General features: G+C 28.4%; 17 protein-coding genes. 16 read left to right on the plus strand and 1 reads right to left on the minus strand.

All coding sequences use genetic code 11. The features are described from left to right. Positions 1–33: 33 nt before the first annotated feature. A complete protein-coding gene (locus HMPREF3181_RS06580) occupies positions 34–2,016 on the minus strand; it encodes an alpha/beta hydrolase family protein (protein ID WP_068474785.1) in 1,983 nt (660 codons plus the stop codon). 217 nt (positions 2,017–2,233) lie between these two features. On the opposite strand from HMPREF3181_RS06580, the gene HMPREF3181_RS06585 reads away from it, so the two are divergent. The 16 genes from HMPREF3181_RS06585 to HMPREF3181_RS06660 all read left to right on the plus strand — a co-directional run bounded on the left by HMPREF3181_RS06585 (position 2,234) and on the right by HMPREF3181_RS06660 (position 17,401). Next, a complete protein-coding gene (locus HMPREF3181_RS06585; RefSeq protein WP_068474788.1) occupies positions 2,234–3,091 on the plus strand; it encodes a DUF2232 domain-containing protein in 858 nt (285 codons plus the stop codon). Then, positions 3,076–5,049 carry a DHH family phosphoesterase gene (locus HMPREF3181_RS06590; protein ID WP_068474790.1) on the plus strand — a complete coding sequence of 658 codons (1,974 nt, stop codon included), beginning with the start codon at positions 3,076–3,078 and terminating at the stop codon, positions 5,047–5,049. Before HMPREF3181_RS06585 ends, HMPREF3181_RS06590 begins: the two co-directional genes overlap by 16 nt. Continuing rightward, positions 5,030–5,476 (plus strand): 50S ribosomal protein L9, encoded by a 447-nt coding sequence (gene rplI, locus HMPREF3181_RS06595; RefSeq protein WP_068474793.1) that lies wholly within the window; start codon positions 5,030–5,032, stop codon positions 5,474–5,476. The genes HMPREF3181_RS06590 and rplI overlap by 20 nt, the downstream gene beginning before the upstream one ends. Positions 5,477–5,479: 3 nt before the next feature. Then, positions 5,480–6,802, plus strand: coding sequence for a replicative DNA helicase (dnaB, locus tag HMPREF3181_RS06600; RefSeq protein ID WP_068474796.1), 1,323 nt, complete (start codon positions 5,480–5,482; stop codon positions 6,800–6,802). Next, complete coding sequence (locus tag HMPREF3181_RS06605; protein ID WP_231698866.1) at positions 6,795–7,388, plus strand: GNAT family N-acetyltransferase; 594 nt, start codon at positions 6,795–6,797, stop codon at positions 7,386–7,388. The genes dnaB and HMPREF3181_RS06605 overlap by 8 nt, the downstream gene beginning before the upstream one ends. 2 nt (positions 7,389–7,390) lie before the next feature. Then, entirely contained in the window at positions 7,391–8,146 is a 756-nt protein-coding gene (locus HMPREF3181_RS06610) for a DnaD domain-containing protein (RefSeq protein ID WP_068474799.1), read from the plus strand. Between the two features lie 2 nt (positions 8,147–8,148). Continuing rightward, positions 8,149–9,129 (plus strand): ATP-binding protein, encoded by a 981-nt coding sequence (locus tag HMPREF3181_RS06615; protein ID WP_068474802.1) that lies wholly within the window; start codon positions 8,149–8,151, stop codon positions 9,127–9,129. A gap of 9 nt (positions 9,130–9,138) precedes the next feature. After that, complete coding sequence (locus HMPREF3181_RS06620) at positions 9,139–10,323, plus strand: AI-2E family transporter (protein WP_068474805.1); 1,185 nt, start codon at positions 9,139–9,141, stop codon at positions 10,321–10,323. A 2-nt stretch (positions 10,324–10,325) separates the two neighbouring features. Further along, entirely contained in the window at positions 10,326–11,591 is a 1,266-nt protein-coding gene (gene serS / locus HMPREF3181_RS06625; RefSeq protein WP_068474809.1) for a serine--tRNA ligase, read from the plus strand. A 9-nt stretch (positions 11,592–11,600) separates the two neighbouring features. Beyond that, positions 11,601–12,776 (plus strand): D-alanyl-D-alanine carboxypeptidase family protein, encoded by a 1,176-nt coding sequence (locus HMPREF3181_RS06630; RefSeq protein ID WP_068474814.1) that lies wholly within the window; start codon positions 11,601–11,603, stop codon positions 12,774–12,776. A 147-nt stretch (positions 12,777–12,923) separates the two neighbouring features. Then, positions 12,924–13,388, plus strand: coding sequence for an 8-oxo-dGTP diphosphatase (locus HMPREF3181_RS06635; RefSeq protein ID WP_068474817.1), 465 nt, complete (start codon positions 12,924–12,926; stop codon positions 13,386–13,388). Positions 13,389–13,397: 9 nt separating this feature from the next. Next, positions 13,398–14,279, plus strand: coding sequence for a DMT family transporter (locus tag HMPREF3181_RS06640; RefSeq protein WP_068474820.1), 882 nt, complete (start codon positions 13,398–13,400; stop codon positions 14,277–14,279). Then, entirely contained in the window at positions 14,279–14,869 is a 591-nt protein-coding gene (locus tag HMPREF3181_RS06645) for a hypothetical protein (RefSeq protein WP_068474822.1), read from the plus strand. The genes HMPREF3181_RS06640 and HMPREF3181_RS06645 overlap by 1 nt, the downstream gene beginning before the upstream one ends. Then, positions 14,869–15,576, plus strand: a complete 708-nt coding sequence (locus tag HMPREF3181_RS06650; protein ID WP_068474825.1) for a pseudouridine synthase — start codon at positions 14,869–14,871, stop codon at positions 15,574–15,576. The genes HMPREF3181_RS06645 and HMPREF3181_RS06650 overlap by 1 nt, the downstream gene beginning before the upstream one ends. Before the next feature lie 97 nt (positions 15,577–15,673). Next, the gene (locus HMPREF3181_RS06655; protein ID WP_068474828.1) at positions 15,674–16,882 is read left to right on the plus strand and encodes an AAA family ATPase; all 1,209 of its coding nucleotides are present in this window, start codon (positions 15,674–15,676) and stop codon (positions 16,880–16,882) included. A gap of 3 nt (positions 16,883–16,885) precedes the next feature. Then, complete coding sequence (locus tag HMPREF3181_RS06660; protein WP_068474832.1) at positions 16,886–17,401, plus strand: hypothetical protein; 516 nt, start codon at positions 16,886–16,888, stop codon at positions 17,399–17,401. Positions 17,402–17,488: the final 87 nt, after the last annotated feature.

A 17,488-nucleotide genomic window follows, 5' to 3' on the forward strand; every position in this document is an offset into this window, starting at 1 on the left:
AATAGAACATAGCTCTTTTGTTTAATTTTTAAATTATTTTAAATAATTTTCAAACCAATCGAAAATTTCTTTTAATCTTCTTATTCTGTGCATTGGTTTACCACTTCTTGAAAGTTCGTGATTTTCTCCCTTGAACATTACAAGTCTTGCCGGTACATCGTGATATTTTAATGCTGTGAACATTTGAATACCCTCAGGAATCCAACATCTGTAATCTTCATCTGAATGGATGAAAAGTGTAGGTGTTTGTGCCTTATTTGCATATTTAAGTGGAGAATGATACCATAATTTTTCGTAATTATTCCAAGGAGTTGCAGAGATTTGGTCGTCAATGAAATAATATCCTATATCTGTAAGTAAAAATTCAGAAGTCATATTGGCGATTGAACGTTGTGAACAAGCAGCTTTAAATCTGTTTGTATGTCCGATTGCCCAATTAGTCATAAAACCGCCGTAACTTCCACCCATAATTGCAAGTCTTTCTTCATCAAGTGCAGGATAGTTTTTAATTACAGCATCTGTAAATTTCATCAAATCGTCAAAATCAATTTCTCCATATTTTCCACGAATATCCGCAAATTCTTTTCCACGACCGTCTGAGCCACGAGGATTTGTAAAGAATACAAAGTATCCGTTATTTGCTAAAAATTGCATTTCGTGGTGGAATACTTTTCCAAAAACTGTTTTTGGACCACCATGAACATGAAGTACGCCCGGATATTTTTTATTTGGGTCATAGTCTGTCGGTTTCATTACATATCCGATAAAGCCGATTCCGTCGTTAGTAAAGTTTATTTCTTCAACTTCTGAAATGGAATATTCAGTTGTATCGTTGTGGAATGAAATTCTATTTTCTTCTTCTTTAGAAATTTCGTAAATATCTTGTAAATTAGAATCTTTTAGAGCAATAGCATAAATTTTTTTGTCTTTTGAAATATCGATACAATCGATAGAGCCTGATTTTTCATTTAGTCTTTCAAGATTTCCGTCTTTGTCAATTCTGTAAATGTATGAACTGTTTACTTCAGTATTTATAAAATACATAAAGCCACCTTTAACCAAAGTGCTTTTTCCGCCTGTTAATCTCATATCGGTACCGACTGAATTATACATACACATATCGAAATTATCATTTACAATCTTTTTAAAAGATTTTTCCTTAGTATTTATAATATAAATATTTGAATTTTCATTTAAGCCGTATTCCTTCATATCTGTTGCAATAGTTATGATGTTTTCAGAATCGATAAAGTTTGCATAAGCGAAAGAATAATCTTTAGCTAAAACTTCAACAGCTTTAGATTTAATATCTAAAATTTTAACCTCATTTACAAGTGGCATTCTGCCTGTAAAACTTGTCGCTATAAAAACGGCCTTAGTCTTATCTTCATTTAGTTCTAAACCGTAAATATCAGTAATATCATCACTTAAAGGGATAAGTTCAAAAGTTTTTTTGTTGAAATAATAAAGCCTACTTCTGTCCTCATTTGTAAAGCCGATATTATTTCCCCAGAAAGGAATTTCCGTTGCAACAAGATAGTCCTTAGAATCGTCATATAAGTTTTCTTTATTTTTTTCTTCTTTTTTATTTTCCTTTTCAATTTTTTCTAATTCCTTTGTTCTGTTGAAATTAGCCAAAATTAAAAATTCATCATCATTAATTTCTTTTATTTTATTTACCAAAGCAGGAACCGTAAAATCCAAAACTGCCTCACCACCACAAGGGCATATTCTATAAAATTTAGTTGTATCTGAATCGTCTTTTTTATTTTCTCTGTCCCCTGCAAAAAGGATAGAACCGTCTGAAAGCTCAACAAAAGAACTTTCTTTAGCACCATTAGTAAAAACAAAAGATTTTTTAGTTTCTAAATCCATTTTGTAAATTCTATGTTCGTAAGAATTTTTTTCTAAATTCATATTAGAAACAGTGTAAAATAGATTTTTTTCATTTTTACTTAAATGCAAATTTCCTAGAAATTTAAAGTTTTTAAATTCATCAATTTTTATACTTTTCATATTGCCTCCTTAAATAAAAAATTTACAATTTAATTATAATACAAAAATAAAAAAAATACAAAATATTATTTTTGATAAAAGGACGATATACATCAATTTTAAATTAATGGCTGAATACATTTATTTATAATTTAAAATGTGATATAATTAAGCTATTAATAAAAAACTGGATAGGAGTTTACTTTTGTAAGTAATCTTTTTGATATAGAGGTAAGAAATGAAAGATAGAAAAATATTTTTATACTATTTTTTAAGTATGGCAATGGTTTTGTTTCCAATGCTTAATATGTTGAGTTTTGTTCCAATGGTGATTTTGTATAAGAAATCAGATTTAAAAACATATTTTATTTCATCTGGTTTATTTGTCGCAGTCTCTCTTGTTATTTTAGGAAATTTCACTTCGCTTATTCCTGTTTTGATTTCATTTGTAATCATAAAGGGAATGGACAATTCAAAAGATGGATATAAGGTTTTACTTGGTAGTGCATTTGTTATGACGGTGTTACTTGTTAGTGATTTCTTAATTATTAAACTTGACGCAAAGTCTTATGAAACTCTTTTGAATACGATGAATGAGGTTTTGAATGGTCTTGAGGGATATAAGGAAGTTTTAAATATAAAAGATGCAAAAGAGCTTGTTAGTCAAATGTTAAATGTTTATCCGGCTATTTCTTTTGGATTGAGTTATGCTTTTTGTACTTTAGGTTACACTTTCTTGACTAAAAGAATTTACGGATTCAACAGAAATTCTGATGATATAATTTTACCATTTGATTTTAAATTTTTTGTTTTTAGTGTTATTACTATTTTTTTGATGGTTATTTCAAGCGGAAACAAAGGGGAGAATTTTTATAAGATTTCTCTAATTTGTTACAATTTGATTTTAATTTTTATAGAGATTATGTTAGTTCAAGGTTTTGCCAAATTTAATGTATTTTTAAAGAAACATTTAGGCAAAATAGTTGCAAATATTATCAGTATAGTGTCGATATTTTTTATAATCATTTATCTGATTTATTTTGTTTTAGGAATTTATAGTTCTGTTATGAGAGGGTCGAAATGGAAAAGAAATTAATTAAATTATCAGATTTTTATATTTTGTTTTTGTTTATGATTGTAATTTCAGCATTTTTGCTTTATTTTCAATTCATATTTGGGATTTTGTCATTTATATTAACATTCATTTCTTTTATTCTAATTTTGTATTATATAAAGAGTAAAAATAGTGAATATGAAGAAGACGTAAAAAAATATAGAGATTCTTTAAATAATATTGCAAGTGAAGTTGTATATAAGATGCCATTTCCTATTGCCGTGCTTAATAATAAGGGTCGTGTTAAATGGTATAGTCCGGAGTTTTCAAAACTTTTTGCAGGGCAAGACATTGTTGGGATAGATATTAACGCCAGAATTTCAAGCTTTGATATTTCAAAAGTTTTAGAAAAAAGTTCGGGAAGTGTAGCTTGGAAAACTGAAAAGTTTGATTATATAGTTTATTATAATGTTGTAAAAGATGAAGATAACGGAGATGTTAATGTAGTTATATATCTTTTGGATAATTTGGAATTTTCAAACTTAAAAAAGAAATATGACGATGAAACTTTGAGCTCTGCTCTTATATATATTGACAATTATGAGGACTTTAGAACATTGTTAGTTGCTGAAATGGACAAAATGATTATAAATTATTTTTCAAGTTTCGGTGCGATTGTTAGGAAATATGATTCAGGAAAATATATTGTAATACTAAATAATTTTATTTTGCAAAAAGTTAAAGATGATAAATTCAGTATAGTTGATAAATTAAAGGAAATAAAAATCTCCGGAAATATCAAGCCGACTTTAAGCGTTGGTGTTGGTATTGGAGGGAAAAATCCTTTTGAAAGATATAAAGAATCACAAACGGCGCTTGATATGGCTTTAGGTCGTGGCGGGGCTCAAGTGGTTTTCAAAAATGGAGAGGAATTAGAATTTTACGGTGGTAAAAATAGCAAGGGTGTTGAAAGAAATAAGGTTAAGGCAAGAGTTATTTCACAAGCACTTGAAAAGATGATTAAAGAATCTTCAGAAGTTTTTGTAATGGGACATAAGAATCCGGATATGGATTGTTTTGGTGCAGGTCTTGGAGTTATGGCGATTTGTAAGGAATTAAAAAAAGATTGCTATATGGTATTAGAAGATGTTCCCGTTACAATTAAAAATGTTTATGATAGAGTTAGAGTTGGAGAGCCGTCTTATATCAATATGATGATTTCTCCGGAAAAGGCTTATGATATTTGTAAAGATACAAGTTTGGTTATTCTTGTTGACAATTCAAGAAAATTATCGACAGAGGCACCATATCTTTTAGATGTAACTTCTAAAATAGTGGTTATCGACCACCATAGAATGGGAAAAGATTTTGTTGAAAACCCAATGCTTACTTATCTTGAACCTTATGCGTCATCTGCTTGCGAGCTTGTAACGGAAATAATTTATTATATGTTTGAAAAATTCGATGTAAATAAATTAATTGCAGAGGCTCTACTTGCAGGGATTGTTGTCGATACAAAAAATTTCTACTACCAAACTGGTGTAAGAACTTTTGAAATGGCATCTTACTTAAAGCGTTTTGGAGCAGATAGTATAGCAGTAAAACACCTTTTCAAAGATAATTTCAATACGATAAAATTAAAATCAAATGTATTGTCAAATGCAATTTCATACAGAAATTATATTTGTATTGGAGTTTTCCCTGAAGAACTTGAAGAGTCGATGTTAATTGCAGCACAATCTGCTGACGATTTGCTTGGCGTTTTGGATATAGAATGTAGTTTTGTTTTAACTATCGTTTCAGGACAAATTCATATCAGTGGAAGAAGTCTTGGAAAAATTTCCGTTCAATTAATTTTAGAAAAACTTGGTGGTGGAGGTCATTATACTTCTGCCGGAGCAAGACTTAATTGTTCGATGGAAGAGGCAATAGAAAAATTAAAGAGCGCGATTGATGAATACTTAATGGAGGAAAATATAGATGAAAGTAATTTTAATTAAAGATGTAAAGAGTTTTGGAAAGGCAGGAGAACTTGTTAATGCAAAGACAGGTTATGCCAGAAATTTTTTAATTCCTAATGGATTGGCTAAAGAGGCAACTAAAGAAAATTTAGCAATTTGGGAAGAAGAACAAGCTGAATTAAAAAGAATTGAGGCTGAAAATATAAAAAATGCAAAAGAATTAAAGGAAGTTTTAGAAAAATTAGAAGTAGTTATAAAAACTAAAACAGGAAATGGAGATAAACTTTTTGGTTCAATAACTTCTCAAGACATTAGTGATGCTTTGAAAAAACAACATAAAATTGAAATAGATAAGAGAAAGATTGAATTAAAGGAAAATATAAAATCACTTTGCTCTATAACAGTTCCAGTTAGAGTTTATCCAGAAATAGTTGCAACTGTTAAGGTTTCTGTTGAAAAGGAGTAATTTATGCATAATATTTACGACTTAGATGCTGAAAAATGCGTCTTGTCGATTATGATTACTGAGCCAACAAAGAGAGAATACGCTTTTGAAAAGTTAAAAAGAAAAGATTTCTACTCTACTTGGCACAAGGATATTTTTAGTTCTATCTTAGAATTATCAAGAGAAAATAAAAATATTGACCCACTTACGATAACAAGCAAAATGGAGCAAATGGGTTTTGATACAGAAAGTAATAATGGTGTTCTAGGCGTTGTTGAAGTTATGAATACCGTAGCTTTTTCTTCAAATATGGAAAGTTATTGTAAAATCGTAAAGGATAAAGCCGATACTAGAAATTTGCTTTTTATTCTTGATAATGTAAAAGATAAAGCATATAAAAACGAAGATTATGATAAAGTTTTGGAGTCTATTGAAAGTCAAGTCTTTGAATTATCACAAAACGAAAATAGAACAGGGCTTACTCATATAAAGGATACATTAAAAGAGCTTATAGAGATTCTTTCTGAAAGAAGTGAAAGCAAAGGCTCAGTAACAGGAATACCGACCGGCTTTGTGGATTTGGATAGAATTTTACTTGGTATGCAAAGAAAAGATTTAATCTTACTTGCAGCAAGACCTTCTGTTGGGAAAACTGCATTAGCTGTTAATATTGCTTTAAATGCAGCTAAGAGCGATTATAAAGTTGCGATATTTTCTTTGGAAATGAGTAAAGCGCAACTTGCACAAAGAATGTTAAGCGCTCTTTCTCTTGTGAATTTAAAACAATTAATAAGCGGTGATATAAATGAGTGGGACGATATTTTTGAGGCAAGTTCCATTATAGCAACTAAATCAATCTATATGGACGATACAGCAGGAATATCTATAACTGAACTTAGAAGTAAATGTAGAAGACTTAAGGCAGATGGTGGTCTTGATTTTATTATGATAGACTATTTACAACTTATGACTTCCGAGGGAAGAAATGAAAATAGACAACAAGAAATTTCTACAATTTCAAGAAATTTAAAGGCATTAGCAAAGGAATTGGACGTTCCGATTTTAGCACTAAGTCAGTTATCTCGTGATAGCGAAAAGAGTGGAAGAAAACCGAAACTTAGCGACCTTAGAGAATCAGGGGCAATCGAACAAGATGCCGATGTTGTAATTTTGCTTTATAGAGAAGATTATCAAAATGAAGAGGCTGAAATAAAAAATCAAATTGAATTGATTATTGCAAAGCACAGAAATGGTGAAACCGGAAGTGTTGAGCTTAACTTTATCAAGGAATGCACGAGGTTTGGAGATATTCAAACTGATAGGGATAAGGAGCTTTTTAATGGATAATTTTTTAATTGAAGATGAAGATATTAAGATTAAAAAATTTGAAAAGAGTGATTTGAAAAGTTTTAAAAACTTTTCCCCCTACGAAGATATTTTACTGACCGACTACAATCTTTGTTTTTTGACAGACTCGGAAATAAAAAATTGGGAAAAGATGATAAAGTCGAAGAAAAATAATTATTTTGCAATTTTTTTGAAAGATATTTTAATTGGATATGTGTCGATTAGTAGGGTTAGTTTTTTTAACAGCAATTTTGAATTATCTCTTAGCTTAGATGCTAAGTATTCCTCAAAAGGATATGGCTTTAAAGCTTTAAGATTGTTTTTAGAATATTACTTTGAAAATTTTGACAAATATTCAATTTGGTTAAACGTAAATGCTTTTAATCAAAGAGCGATAAAACTCTATGAAAAAATTGGCTTTGAGAAGATAAGTGAATTTTTAGGAGATTTCGAAGTTCAAAAAATGCAAAAATTAAAGAGATATGAAGAAAGTAAAGAATATTTTGAAGAAAAAAATGGAATAATTTATTCAAAAATTTTTACTATGAAATTAGATAGATTAAAATTTTTAGAAAAGGTGGGATAGGAGTGGAAATAAGTTTTAAAAAGTCAATTATTCAACCGGGAGTAACTCCTATTGAAAATATGTTTTTGGATAATTATTTGCCAATCGTAGATGAGATTTCACTTAAGGTTTATTTGTTTTTATACAAAAGACTTTTTGGCTCATATAAAAGTGAATTGTCGATAGATTTTATTGCAAAAGAGTTGAGATTTTCGAATGTTCAAGTTATGAATGCTTTAAAATATTGGAAAAACAATCAACTTTTGGATTTCACTTTGGATAATAATGGCAATGTTGAAAGAATCGAATTTGTAAATAATTTTGCTCTCTATGCAGGGGGAGTTTATGATGACGGCAAAGAAATTCCAAAAGAAAAACCTATGATAGACAATAAGGAATATTTTAAAAAGATTGAAGAGATTACCGGCTTAAGTTTAAAACCTCATGAGATAACTAAAATTATGGAGCATATCGAAGAAACAGGGCATAGTATGGACTTGGTTTATAAGGCTTATGAGTATGCTAAAAGCCTTGGGAAAAGTATGTCGGCAGATTATATTATCGGTATTTTAAGAGCTTGGAAGAGGGATAATAATATTTCTACTATTGAAGATTTAAAAAATCATCTTGAAAACAAAGATAAGAATAAAATTAAGAGATATAGTAGAAATACTAAAAAATATATTGAAAAAGAAGATATTTTAACAGAAGAAGAGAAGAGAGAAAAGATTAAAAATGACAAAAATTCTGCGATGTCTGAATTGTTTGATAGGTATTAATTATGAATTTAGAAGATTTAGTTTTAAAAAGTCTTAGTAAAAGACCTTTGATTAGAGAAAAGATTAAAGAAGATCGAAGAAAAAAAGTTTTTTCTTCGATTGATAATATTGAAAATTTAATATCTAAAAAAAATAGTTTGGCTACAAAAATTATGAGAGCTACACTTTCAAACATTGATTGTTCTTCTGATAGAAAAGAGTTTGAAAAAATTGAAAAGAGCATTTCAGACTTGCTTTTGAAAAACGGCTTTTCGAAAGACTATTTTAGCAAATTTTATTGTTGTGAAAAATGTAGAGATACAGGATATGTAAATGGAAAAGTTTGTGCTTGTATAATGAAGGACTTAGTTGAGGACAGAGTTTTAGAAAGTGGTTTTTCAAACAAAAAGAGAGAACAAAACTTTTCTAATTTTGATTTTTCACTTTTTGAAGGAAATTTTGAACTTGGAAATAGACTTGTCGATTCGAGAATTTATGTTGAAAAACTTGTAGCATTTGCTAAAGATTACTGCGATAATTTAAAATCAAAAGATTACGGACTTTTTTTTCATGGCAAAAGTGGTGCGGGAAAAACATATTTCGCATCAGCAATGGTAAACTATATGCTTGATAAAGGAAAGCGTGCCTGTTTTATAACTGCTACTGAATTTTTTGAACTTATGGCAAATTACAGTTACAGTTTTTATAGGGATAAAAAAGAATTACAAGATAGGATTGATTTTATAAGAAATGTTGATTTTTTAGTTTTAGATGACCTTGGAAATGAAATTTTAAGCAAAAATAATAATAGCTTTTTAAGTTCTCTTTTAGATTATAGGGTTGAAAAGGGATTGAATACTGTTATAACTTCAAATTTTGGAGAATATGATTTGGCTGAAAATTATGATTCAAGAGTTGCAAGTAGAATAAGAGGGAATTTTAAGTTTTTTGTCTTTCCACCTTTTGATTTAAGAGATAAAATTGGAAAAAATATAAAATTGTAGGAGGGAGTTATGAGATTTGATTGGGAAAAGAAAAATACAGTTAATGTTATAACCGGGGTTTTAATATTTACTATTTCAATACTTTTTTATTTCATATTTTTAAATATGAAATCTATAATTTCATATACTACAAATATCAGATATGTTTTAACTCCTTTTATATTAGGGGGTTCAATCGCATATATTTTAAACTTTTTTGTAAAGTTTTTTGAAAATTGTTTTTTGAGTTTTGAATTTTTTAAAAAAGTAAAATATAAATATATCAGAATGATGTCGATGCTTATAACTTATTTTATATTTTTTACTTTTGCAATTTTGCTTTTAAGATATATAATTCCACAATTTTATTCAAATATAAAGATGTTTGTAAATCAAACGCCATATTTTATTGAGGGCGGAGTAGAAAAGGCAAAAAATATTTTACAAAATATTGAAATAAGTCCGGAGGTTAGGGTTGTAATTAATGGAAAGCTAAATGAGTTTACAAATTTTTCAACAAAGTTTTTAGCTAATATGATTCCTTGGGTTGCCAATTTTGCAACTAGAGTCATCTCCTTGTTTTTAAATATAATTTTAGCTATAATAATATCGATGTATTTACTATATGATAAGGAAAATTTTTCAAGACTATTGAAAAAATTTATGATAGCAATTTTCCCTAAAAAGGCAAATAAAATAACTTTTAAGCTTGTAAAAAGATTTGATTACACTTTGAAGTCTTATCTTTTAGCAAAGGGAATCGGAGCTATAATCGTTGGAATTATTTTCTACATAATTCTATTGTTTATGAAAGTTGAGTACGCTCTTTTGTTTGCATTCATACTCGGTTTTACAAATTTGATACCATGGTTTGGTTGTTATCTTGGAGCAATACCGATTTTTATAGTTTTACTTTTCACAGCAACTTTTAAAATGGCTTTATGGTTCTTATTTATTGTCGTTATTGTTGCTATGATAGATGCAAATGTAATTTCGCCAAGAGTTTCAGGCAAAAGCTTGGGAATAAGCTCGTTTTGGGTTATTTTTGCACTCGTGCTTGGAGGAAGTTTATTTGGAATTATAGGATTTTTACTTTCAGTACCTGTTTTTGTTGTAATTTATACGACATTAAAAGAATATGTGGAAATTAGATTAGAAAAAAAGGGATATTCAGTAAAAAATCCTGCAGAAGATTTTGAAAAGGAAGAGGTTTAGTAATGTTAGATATAAAGAGAATTAGAGCGAATAAAGAGGAAGTAATAGAAAGATTAAATTCAAGATTTGGAAATTATAATATAGATAGAGTTCTTGAATTAGATGAAAAGAGAAGAGAAATAATTTTTGAAGTTGAAAATAAAAAAGCAAGACAAAATGAAGTTTCAAAACAAGTTCCAAAGTTAAAAAAAGAAGGTGCAGATGTTTCAGGACTTTTTAAAGAAATGAAGGCTCTTTCTGATGAAATAAAAGAGCTTGATGTTAAAGTAAAAGATTTAGATGAAGAAATTAAAAAAGCACTTTTAAGTATTCCAAACACTCCTAACAAAGAAATTCCTATTGGAAAGAGTGATGAAGACAATGTGGAAATTAGAAAATTTTTAGAGCCTAAAGAATTTGATTTTGAAATTAAAGCACATTGGGATTTAGGTGTTGACTTAGATATTTTAGATTTTGAAAGAGCAGTTAAGATTGCCGGCTCAAGATTTTCAGTTTTTAAAGGATTGGGTGCAAGACTTGAAAGAGCACTTACAAACTTTATGTTAGATTTACATAGTGAACAAGGTTACGAAGAAGTGGGAGTTCCTGTTTTAATTAACAGAAATTCAATGTATGGAACAGGACAACTACCTAAGTTTGAAGAAGATATGTTCTATGTACCATCAAAAGATATGTTCTTGGCACCAACTGCTGAAGTTCCTGTTACAAATCTTTTATCAAATGAAATTTTAGAAGTTGAAAAAATTCCAACTTACTATACAGCCTTTACTTATTGCTTTAGACAAGAGGCTGGTTCAGCAGGAAGAGATACGAGAGGCTTAATAAGAAATCATCAATTCGATAAAGTGGAAATGGTTAAATTTGTAAATCCTGAAAATAGTTACGATGAATTGGAAAAACTTACAAATGATGCAGAAGAAGTTTTAAGACTTTTAAAAATTCCTTATAGAGTTGTTTGTCTATGTACCGGAGATATTGGTTTTTCAAGTGCAAAGACTTACGATATAGAAGTTTGGATGCCAAGTTATGGAAGATATGTAGAAATTTCTTCTTGTTCAAACTTTGAAGATTTCCAAGCAAGACGTGCAAATATCAGATTTAGAGATAATGACGGAAAAGTTAAATTTGTTCACACTTTAAACGGTTCAGGACTTGCAGTTGGAAGAACTTTTGCAGCTGTTTTAGAAAATTATCAAAGAGCAGATGGTAGCATAGAAATTCCTGAAGTTTTAAGAAAGTATATGGGAGTAGATGAGATAAAAAAATAGGAGAGTGTTATGAAATTTAAAAAATCAATACTTAGTTTAGCGTTAATTTTTTCAATTCTTTTTGCAGGAGCAAGTAAATCTTATGCAATATTTGGAATTGAAAAGAAAACTACTGCGTCTTTAATCGGTGATGCCGATTCAGGAGCTTTATTCGTTGCTGAAAATATAGATGAACCTGTGTCAATAGCAAGTATTTCAAAACTTATGACTTTCTATATTGTAAAGGAAAAAATTGCTGAAGGAAAGCTTAAAATGGAAGATAAAGTTAAAGTTTCCTTAACAGCTGGTTCGGAACAAGGCTCAAGTTTAGATTTAGCTCCCGGAGAAGAAATTAGCATTAAGGACTTACTTGACGGGCTTATGATTGTTTCAGGAAATGACTCAGCTGTTGCTCTTGCAGAGACAGTTGCAGGAAGTGAAAGTAAATTTGTTACTATTATGAATGAAAAGGCAAAAGAACTTGGGCTTCAAAATGCAACTTTTTCAAATGCATCAGGTCTTATGAAAAATGGACAAGATAATAAAATGTCATCAAGAGATATTTTTATAATGGCAAAAGCAATTATAGAAAAATATCCTGAAGTTTTAGAATATGCAAAGACTACCGTGTTGGAACAACCTTCAAGAAATTTCAAAAAAGAAAGTACAATTCCACTAGTTGGAGTGGTTGAAGGAGTTGACGGACTAAAAACCGGACATACAGATGAGGCAGGATATTGTTTAGTTTCTACGATGAAGATAAAAAAAGGACAAAGTGAATTTAGAATAATTTCTGTTTTAATGGGAGCAAAAACACAGGCAGATAGAGCCCAATATATGAAAGATATGCTTAACTATGCAAAGGAAAATATAGAAACTAGAAAACTTATAGACGCTCAAAAATTTGTAAAAAAAGTAGAAGTTAAATCAGCAAGCAATGGTTTTGTTGAATTAGTTCCGGCACAAGATGTTGAAAGAGTTTCAATGAAGGGAATTAACTACGATACGGAAGTAAATGTTGGAGAAGTTAAATTACCTTTAAAACAAGGCGATAAGGTTGGCGAGATAAAAGTTAAAAACTCACAAGAAGTTATTGCAACGATTGACTTAGTAGCAAAAGAAAATTATTCAAAAGCAGGTTTTGTAAAAAGAATCGGAAGATTTTTCAAAACAATATTTGAAGTAGTAGATACAATATTACCATAGATAAAAATTCGACTTAAAGGTCGAATTTTTTTTTGTGTATTTTTAGCAAGTTGTTTATTATCTCAATAAAGTTATGTATTGTGTATTCAATGCTTTAAATGATATAATTATAATAATGTATTAATTTTTTAATATATCGGAGGATTTATGAATACTGTTTTACAAAATATGTGTATGATTTATGATAGAAAAAATGATAAAATTTTGGTTTTAGATAAGGTTAAAAAGCATGGCTGGGAAGGTCTTACTTTTGTTGGGGGTCATGTTGAAGATGGAGAAGTTTTGTATGATTCTTGTGTTAGAGAGGTTTTTGAAGAAACAGGTTTAACTGTAAAAAATTTAAAGCTAAAGGGAACTGTTAGTTGGATTGATGAAATTAAAGCTAAAAGAGAATTAGGTTTTCTATACTATACTGAAGATTTTTCTGGAGAATTAATCGAAAACAATGTCGAGGGAACTTTGTCTTGGTTTGGGATTGATGAGTTTAGAAATGCTGATGGGAAGAGTTACAGCATAGATAAGATTTTAGATTTGTTTTTAAATGATGATTATAGCGAATTAATCGTAAAGTGGAATAAAAATGATGAAGTTGAAACAGAAGAATTTTTTTAGGAGGTAGCGATGAATTTTATTAAGGGAATTATTTTTACAATTATTTCTGCATTTGTTTTTGGTTTTACGCCAATACTTGCAAAGTTTACTTACGATGGAGGGAATAATGCAATTACTCTTACTTTTTTAAGGGCATTGTTTGGCATTCCGTTTTTGTATGCAGGTATGAGGAAAAATCAAACTCCTATGAAGATTACTAAAAGAGAATTTTTACATTTTATTGGTCTTTCTTTTTTAGGTATAGGAATTACAACAACAGCACTTTATGCTTCATATAATTACATTTCAGTCGGAATGGCTACTACGATACATTTTATTTATCCATGTGTTGTTTATTTTATTTGTATTTTGTTCTTTAAAGAAAAAATTACTTTAAAGAAAATGTCAGCTCTTGTTTTTTCAATGATAGGTATTGTGATGTTGGTTGATGAGGTTACCGGAGGAAGTGCCTTTGGGATATTTCTTGCTGCCTTATCAGGTATAACATATAGTTTGTTTTTGGTTTATCTTGATAAGAGCGGTTTTAAACATATGGACCCATTCAAATGTACTTTGTATATCAGTTTATTCAATATTGCAGGACTTTTTGTGCTTGGAAAAGTTACAGGACAATTAACTTTTTCACTTACTCCGATAGCTTGGGGACTTACAATATTGATTTCATTTTTAACTTCAATTTTCGGTAATGCCTTTTTGCAACTTGGAGTTAAATATTGTGGTGCTACAACAGCATCAATACTTTGTACTTTTGAGCCGATTACAAGTGTAATTTTGGGTATAATATTCCTTAATGAATCCTTAACAATTTTTAAACTTATTGGTTGTGGATTGATTGTATTGGCAGTTTTACTGTTATCTTTAAATAATGATGTTAGAAGGAGAAAAAAATAATGAGCGCATTTTTAGCACCTATACATTTTTGGATGTATGATAAAATTTTGATTGCACAAAGATTGACTTTTGCAGTTGAAGAAAAATTTTTGAATGAAGAAGAAAAAAACGAGGTAGAAAGTTTATTTCCTGCTTTAGTTTCAGAAGATTTGGAAGAAGTAATCGACCAAAGTAATATTCATGGCTGGTTACATACAGCCGTTTCAAATGTTGAGATTAGATTTGCTTATACTGTGAAAAAACTTTTGGATAAGGGAGTTTCACTTGAAGAGATAAAGAAAGCCTGTTTTGAATATGGAACAAGTTTTCCTTGTTATGAAATTTCAAGCTTGAAAGATGCTTACGAATTACTAATGGATACATTGCTTGACGGACTTCCTTGCGACGTTTCAATTTCAGTTGTTAGAGAAGAAGAAAATGAATTGGAATTTGTACTTTATAACGATATACACAAACAATATTTCAACGAATTTGATATGGAAGTTGCTATATATCATGAAATCAGAGAGGCTTTTGTAAATGGACTTTTCGAAAAATATTCATTAAAATACAAAAACTTAACAGATAGCAACAAGTTAATAACAAAGTAATGAAGATTAGAATTGATAGATTTCTTTGTCACATGGGGATTGGCTCAAGAAGTGAAATTAAAAAGTTTTTGAAAACTTGTAGAGTTAAAGTAAATGGAAAGCCCCCAAAAAGTTCAAATACACAAGTTGATACTGAAAAAGATGAAATTTTGTTTGACGATGAAATAGTGATTTATAAAGAATTTACCTATCTAATGTTAAATAAGCCAAAGGACTATATCAGTGCAACCTTTGATCCGAAACTTTCAACGGTTTTAGATTTACTTAAGTTTCCATATTCAAATATGGATCTATTTCCGGTTGGACGACTTGATATAGATACGACAGGATTTCTGATTTTAACAAATGACGGCAAGTTTTCCTACAATGTAACAAATCCAAAGAAAAAAGTAAATAAAAAATATTTTGTTAAGTTAAGAGATGAACTTACAAAAGAGCAAAAAGAAAAAATAGAAAATGGAATTTACTTTGAAAAAGAGGACTTTACAACTGAAAATGCAAAAGTGAAAGAGCTTTCAAAAAAAGAAATTTACCTTACAATTTCTGAAGGGAAATTTCACCAAGTAAAAAGAATGTTGGAATATGTAGGAAACGAAGTTTTAGAACTTAAAAGAGTCAGCATCGGAAACTTGAATTTAGATGAAGAGCTTGAACTTGGAGATTATAGAGAAATTACAAATAACGAAATAGAAAAAATATTTAGATAAAGTTTTGATTAATGTCAAAACTTTTTTAAATTCCAAAAAACGGAATATATTGACTTTAAATATATTTATAGTATAATATAAATAGGGGTGAAGATATATGATAGTTTTAAATGTTAAAATTGACAATTTATATATGTTTAAAGATTTTGAAGTGAATTTTACTTTTCCAAGAAAAGTTAGTAATTCAATATTAAAAGATGAAACTTTAAAATATGCACCAAAAATAAGGTATAAAAAAGTAAATATAATTATGGGGTCAAATGCTTCCGGAAAAACTACTTTTGGCAAGTTGTTGTGTAATTTTGAAAATTTTTTATGTGGAGGAAATGGAAATAAATTAATAAATAGATTTTATTCTGATAAAAAAAGTAATTTTGAAATAATTTTTACAGTTGAAGATAGATTATTTGAATTTATTTTATCAACGGAACCAAAAGATGCTAAAAATTATCTTATCAGTGAGAAAATAAGATTTATAAAATTAAATAGTTCCTTTAATTATAAAGAAAATATAAATTTATTAAATAGTAAAAATTTTTTAGAAAAAGAAAGAATACTTAATTTAGATACAAAGGAAGTTTTTGTTTCTGATGTTATAAATGAAGAGTTTGAGCCGAATTATAATACTGAAGAATATTATTCAAAGTTTATATATACTTTGAAAAATTATTTTTGGGATAACGCATCTTTTTACTATAGTTTTGACAAGGATTTAGAAGAAAAGGAAAAAGTTAGAAATATATTAGATGTTGATTCAATAAAGACTGTAGAAAAATATTTAAAAGTTATAGATGATTCTATAGTTGAAATTAGAAATGCAAAATCTACCGGAATTGATAAGATTGATGAAGAAGTTGAGGAAGGATTTTATATAAAATTTAAAAATGGAGAAAAAATATTAATAAATAGAAATACTTCATCATCAGTAAGAGAAAGATTATCCAGAGGGACTGTTGAGGCGATTTTTTTAGCTAATTTTATTTCAAAAATAGAAAACTATAATGGACTAATATATCTTGATGAACAGATGGCTTATATGCATACAAAATTATCAAATTCATTGATTTTACAGATAATTTATAATCTTGAAGAAAACAGTCAACTTTTTATTACAACTCATAATGAAAATTCATTGGATTTGAATATTCCAAATCATTCATATACATTTTTAGCTAGAAATAACGAAGGTGTTTTTGTGGTAAATCCTGAAAAATATATTATAAAAAATGATAGAAAATTAAAAAATTATGTTCAAAATGATTATTTTGATATATATCCTAATTTGGATGGTATTTGGGAGGATTAAATTTTGAGTAATTTAATAATTGTTGAAGGTGAAACTGAAGAAAAATTTTTTAGAATTTACAAAGATTTATTGAAAAAACAATCTTTAATTAAATGTTGTAATTTGTTCCAAAATAGTAAGAAAAATAATAGAATTTTTGGAGAAAGGTACGATAATGTATATATAATACTTGATTCTGATATTTTCAGTTCAGCCAATTGGGGTATTTTTAAAGAAAATTATAAAAAGATAAATGCAACTAAAAAATTTGTTTTTATTCAAAATCAAAATTTTGAAGATGAATTAGTCTATGCATTAGGAATTAATAATAAAAATAATTTATATAAATTATTTTCCGTAACAGGGGATAAAAAATTTAAAAGTATGTTTTTAAAAATTCAGGGTGATGACTGTAAGAATAGGTTAAAAAACTTAGATTTTAACAAGTTATATATAAGGTTTGATGAATGTAAAGAGCAGATTCCAAAAGATATTAAATTATCTATTTTAGATAATAAGAAAATTTTTAAAATTAAATAAATTAGATAAAGTTTTGATAGTTTTGATGATTGTCAAAACTTTTTTTATTGCTCTTTTTGTGATAAAATAATTATATAATTATTTAAT

Origin of the sequence: Parvimonas sp. KA00067, from assembly GCF_001553085.1 — a bacterium.
Classification (GTDB): Bacteria; Bacillota; Clostridia; order Tissierellales; family Peptoniphilaceae; genus Parvimonas; species Parvimonas parva.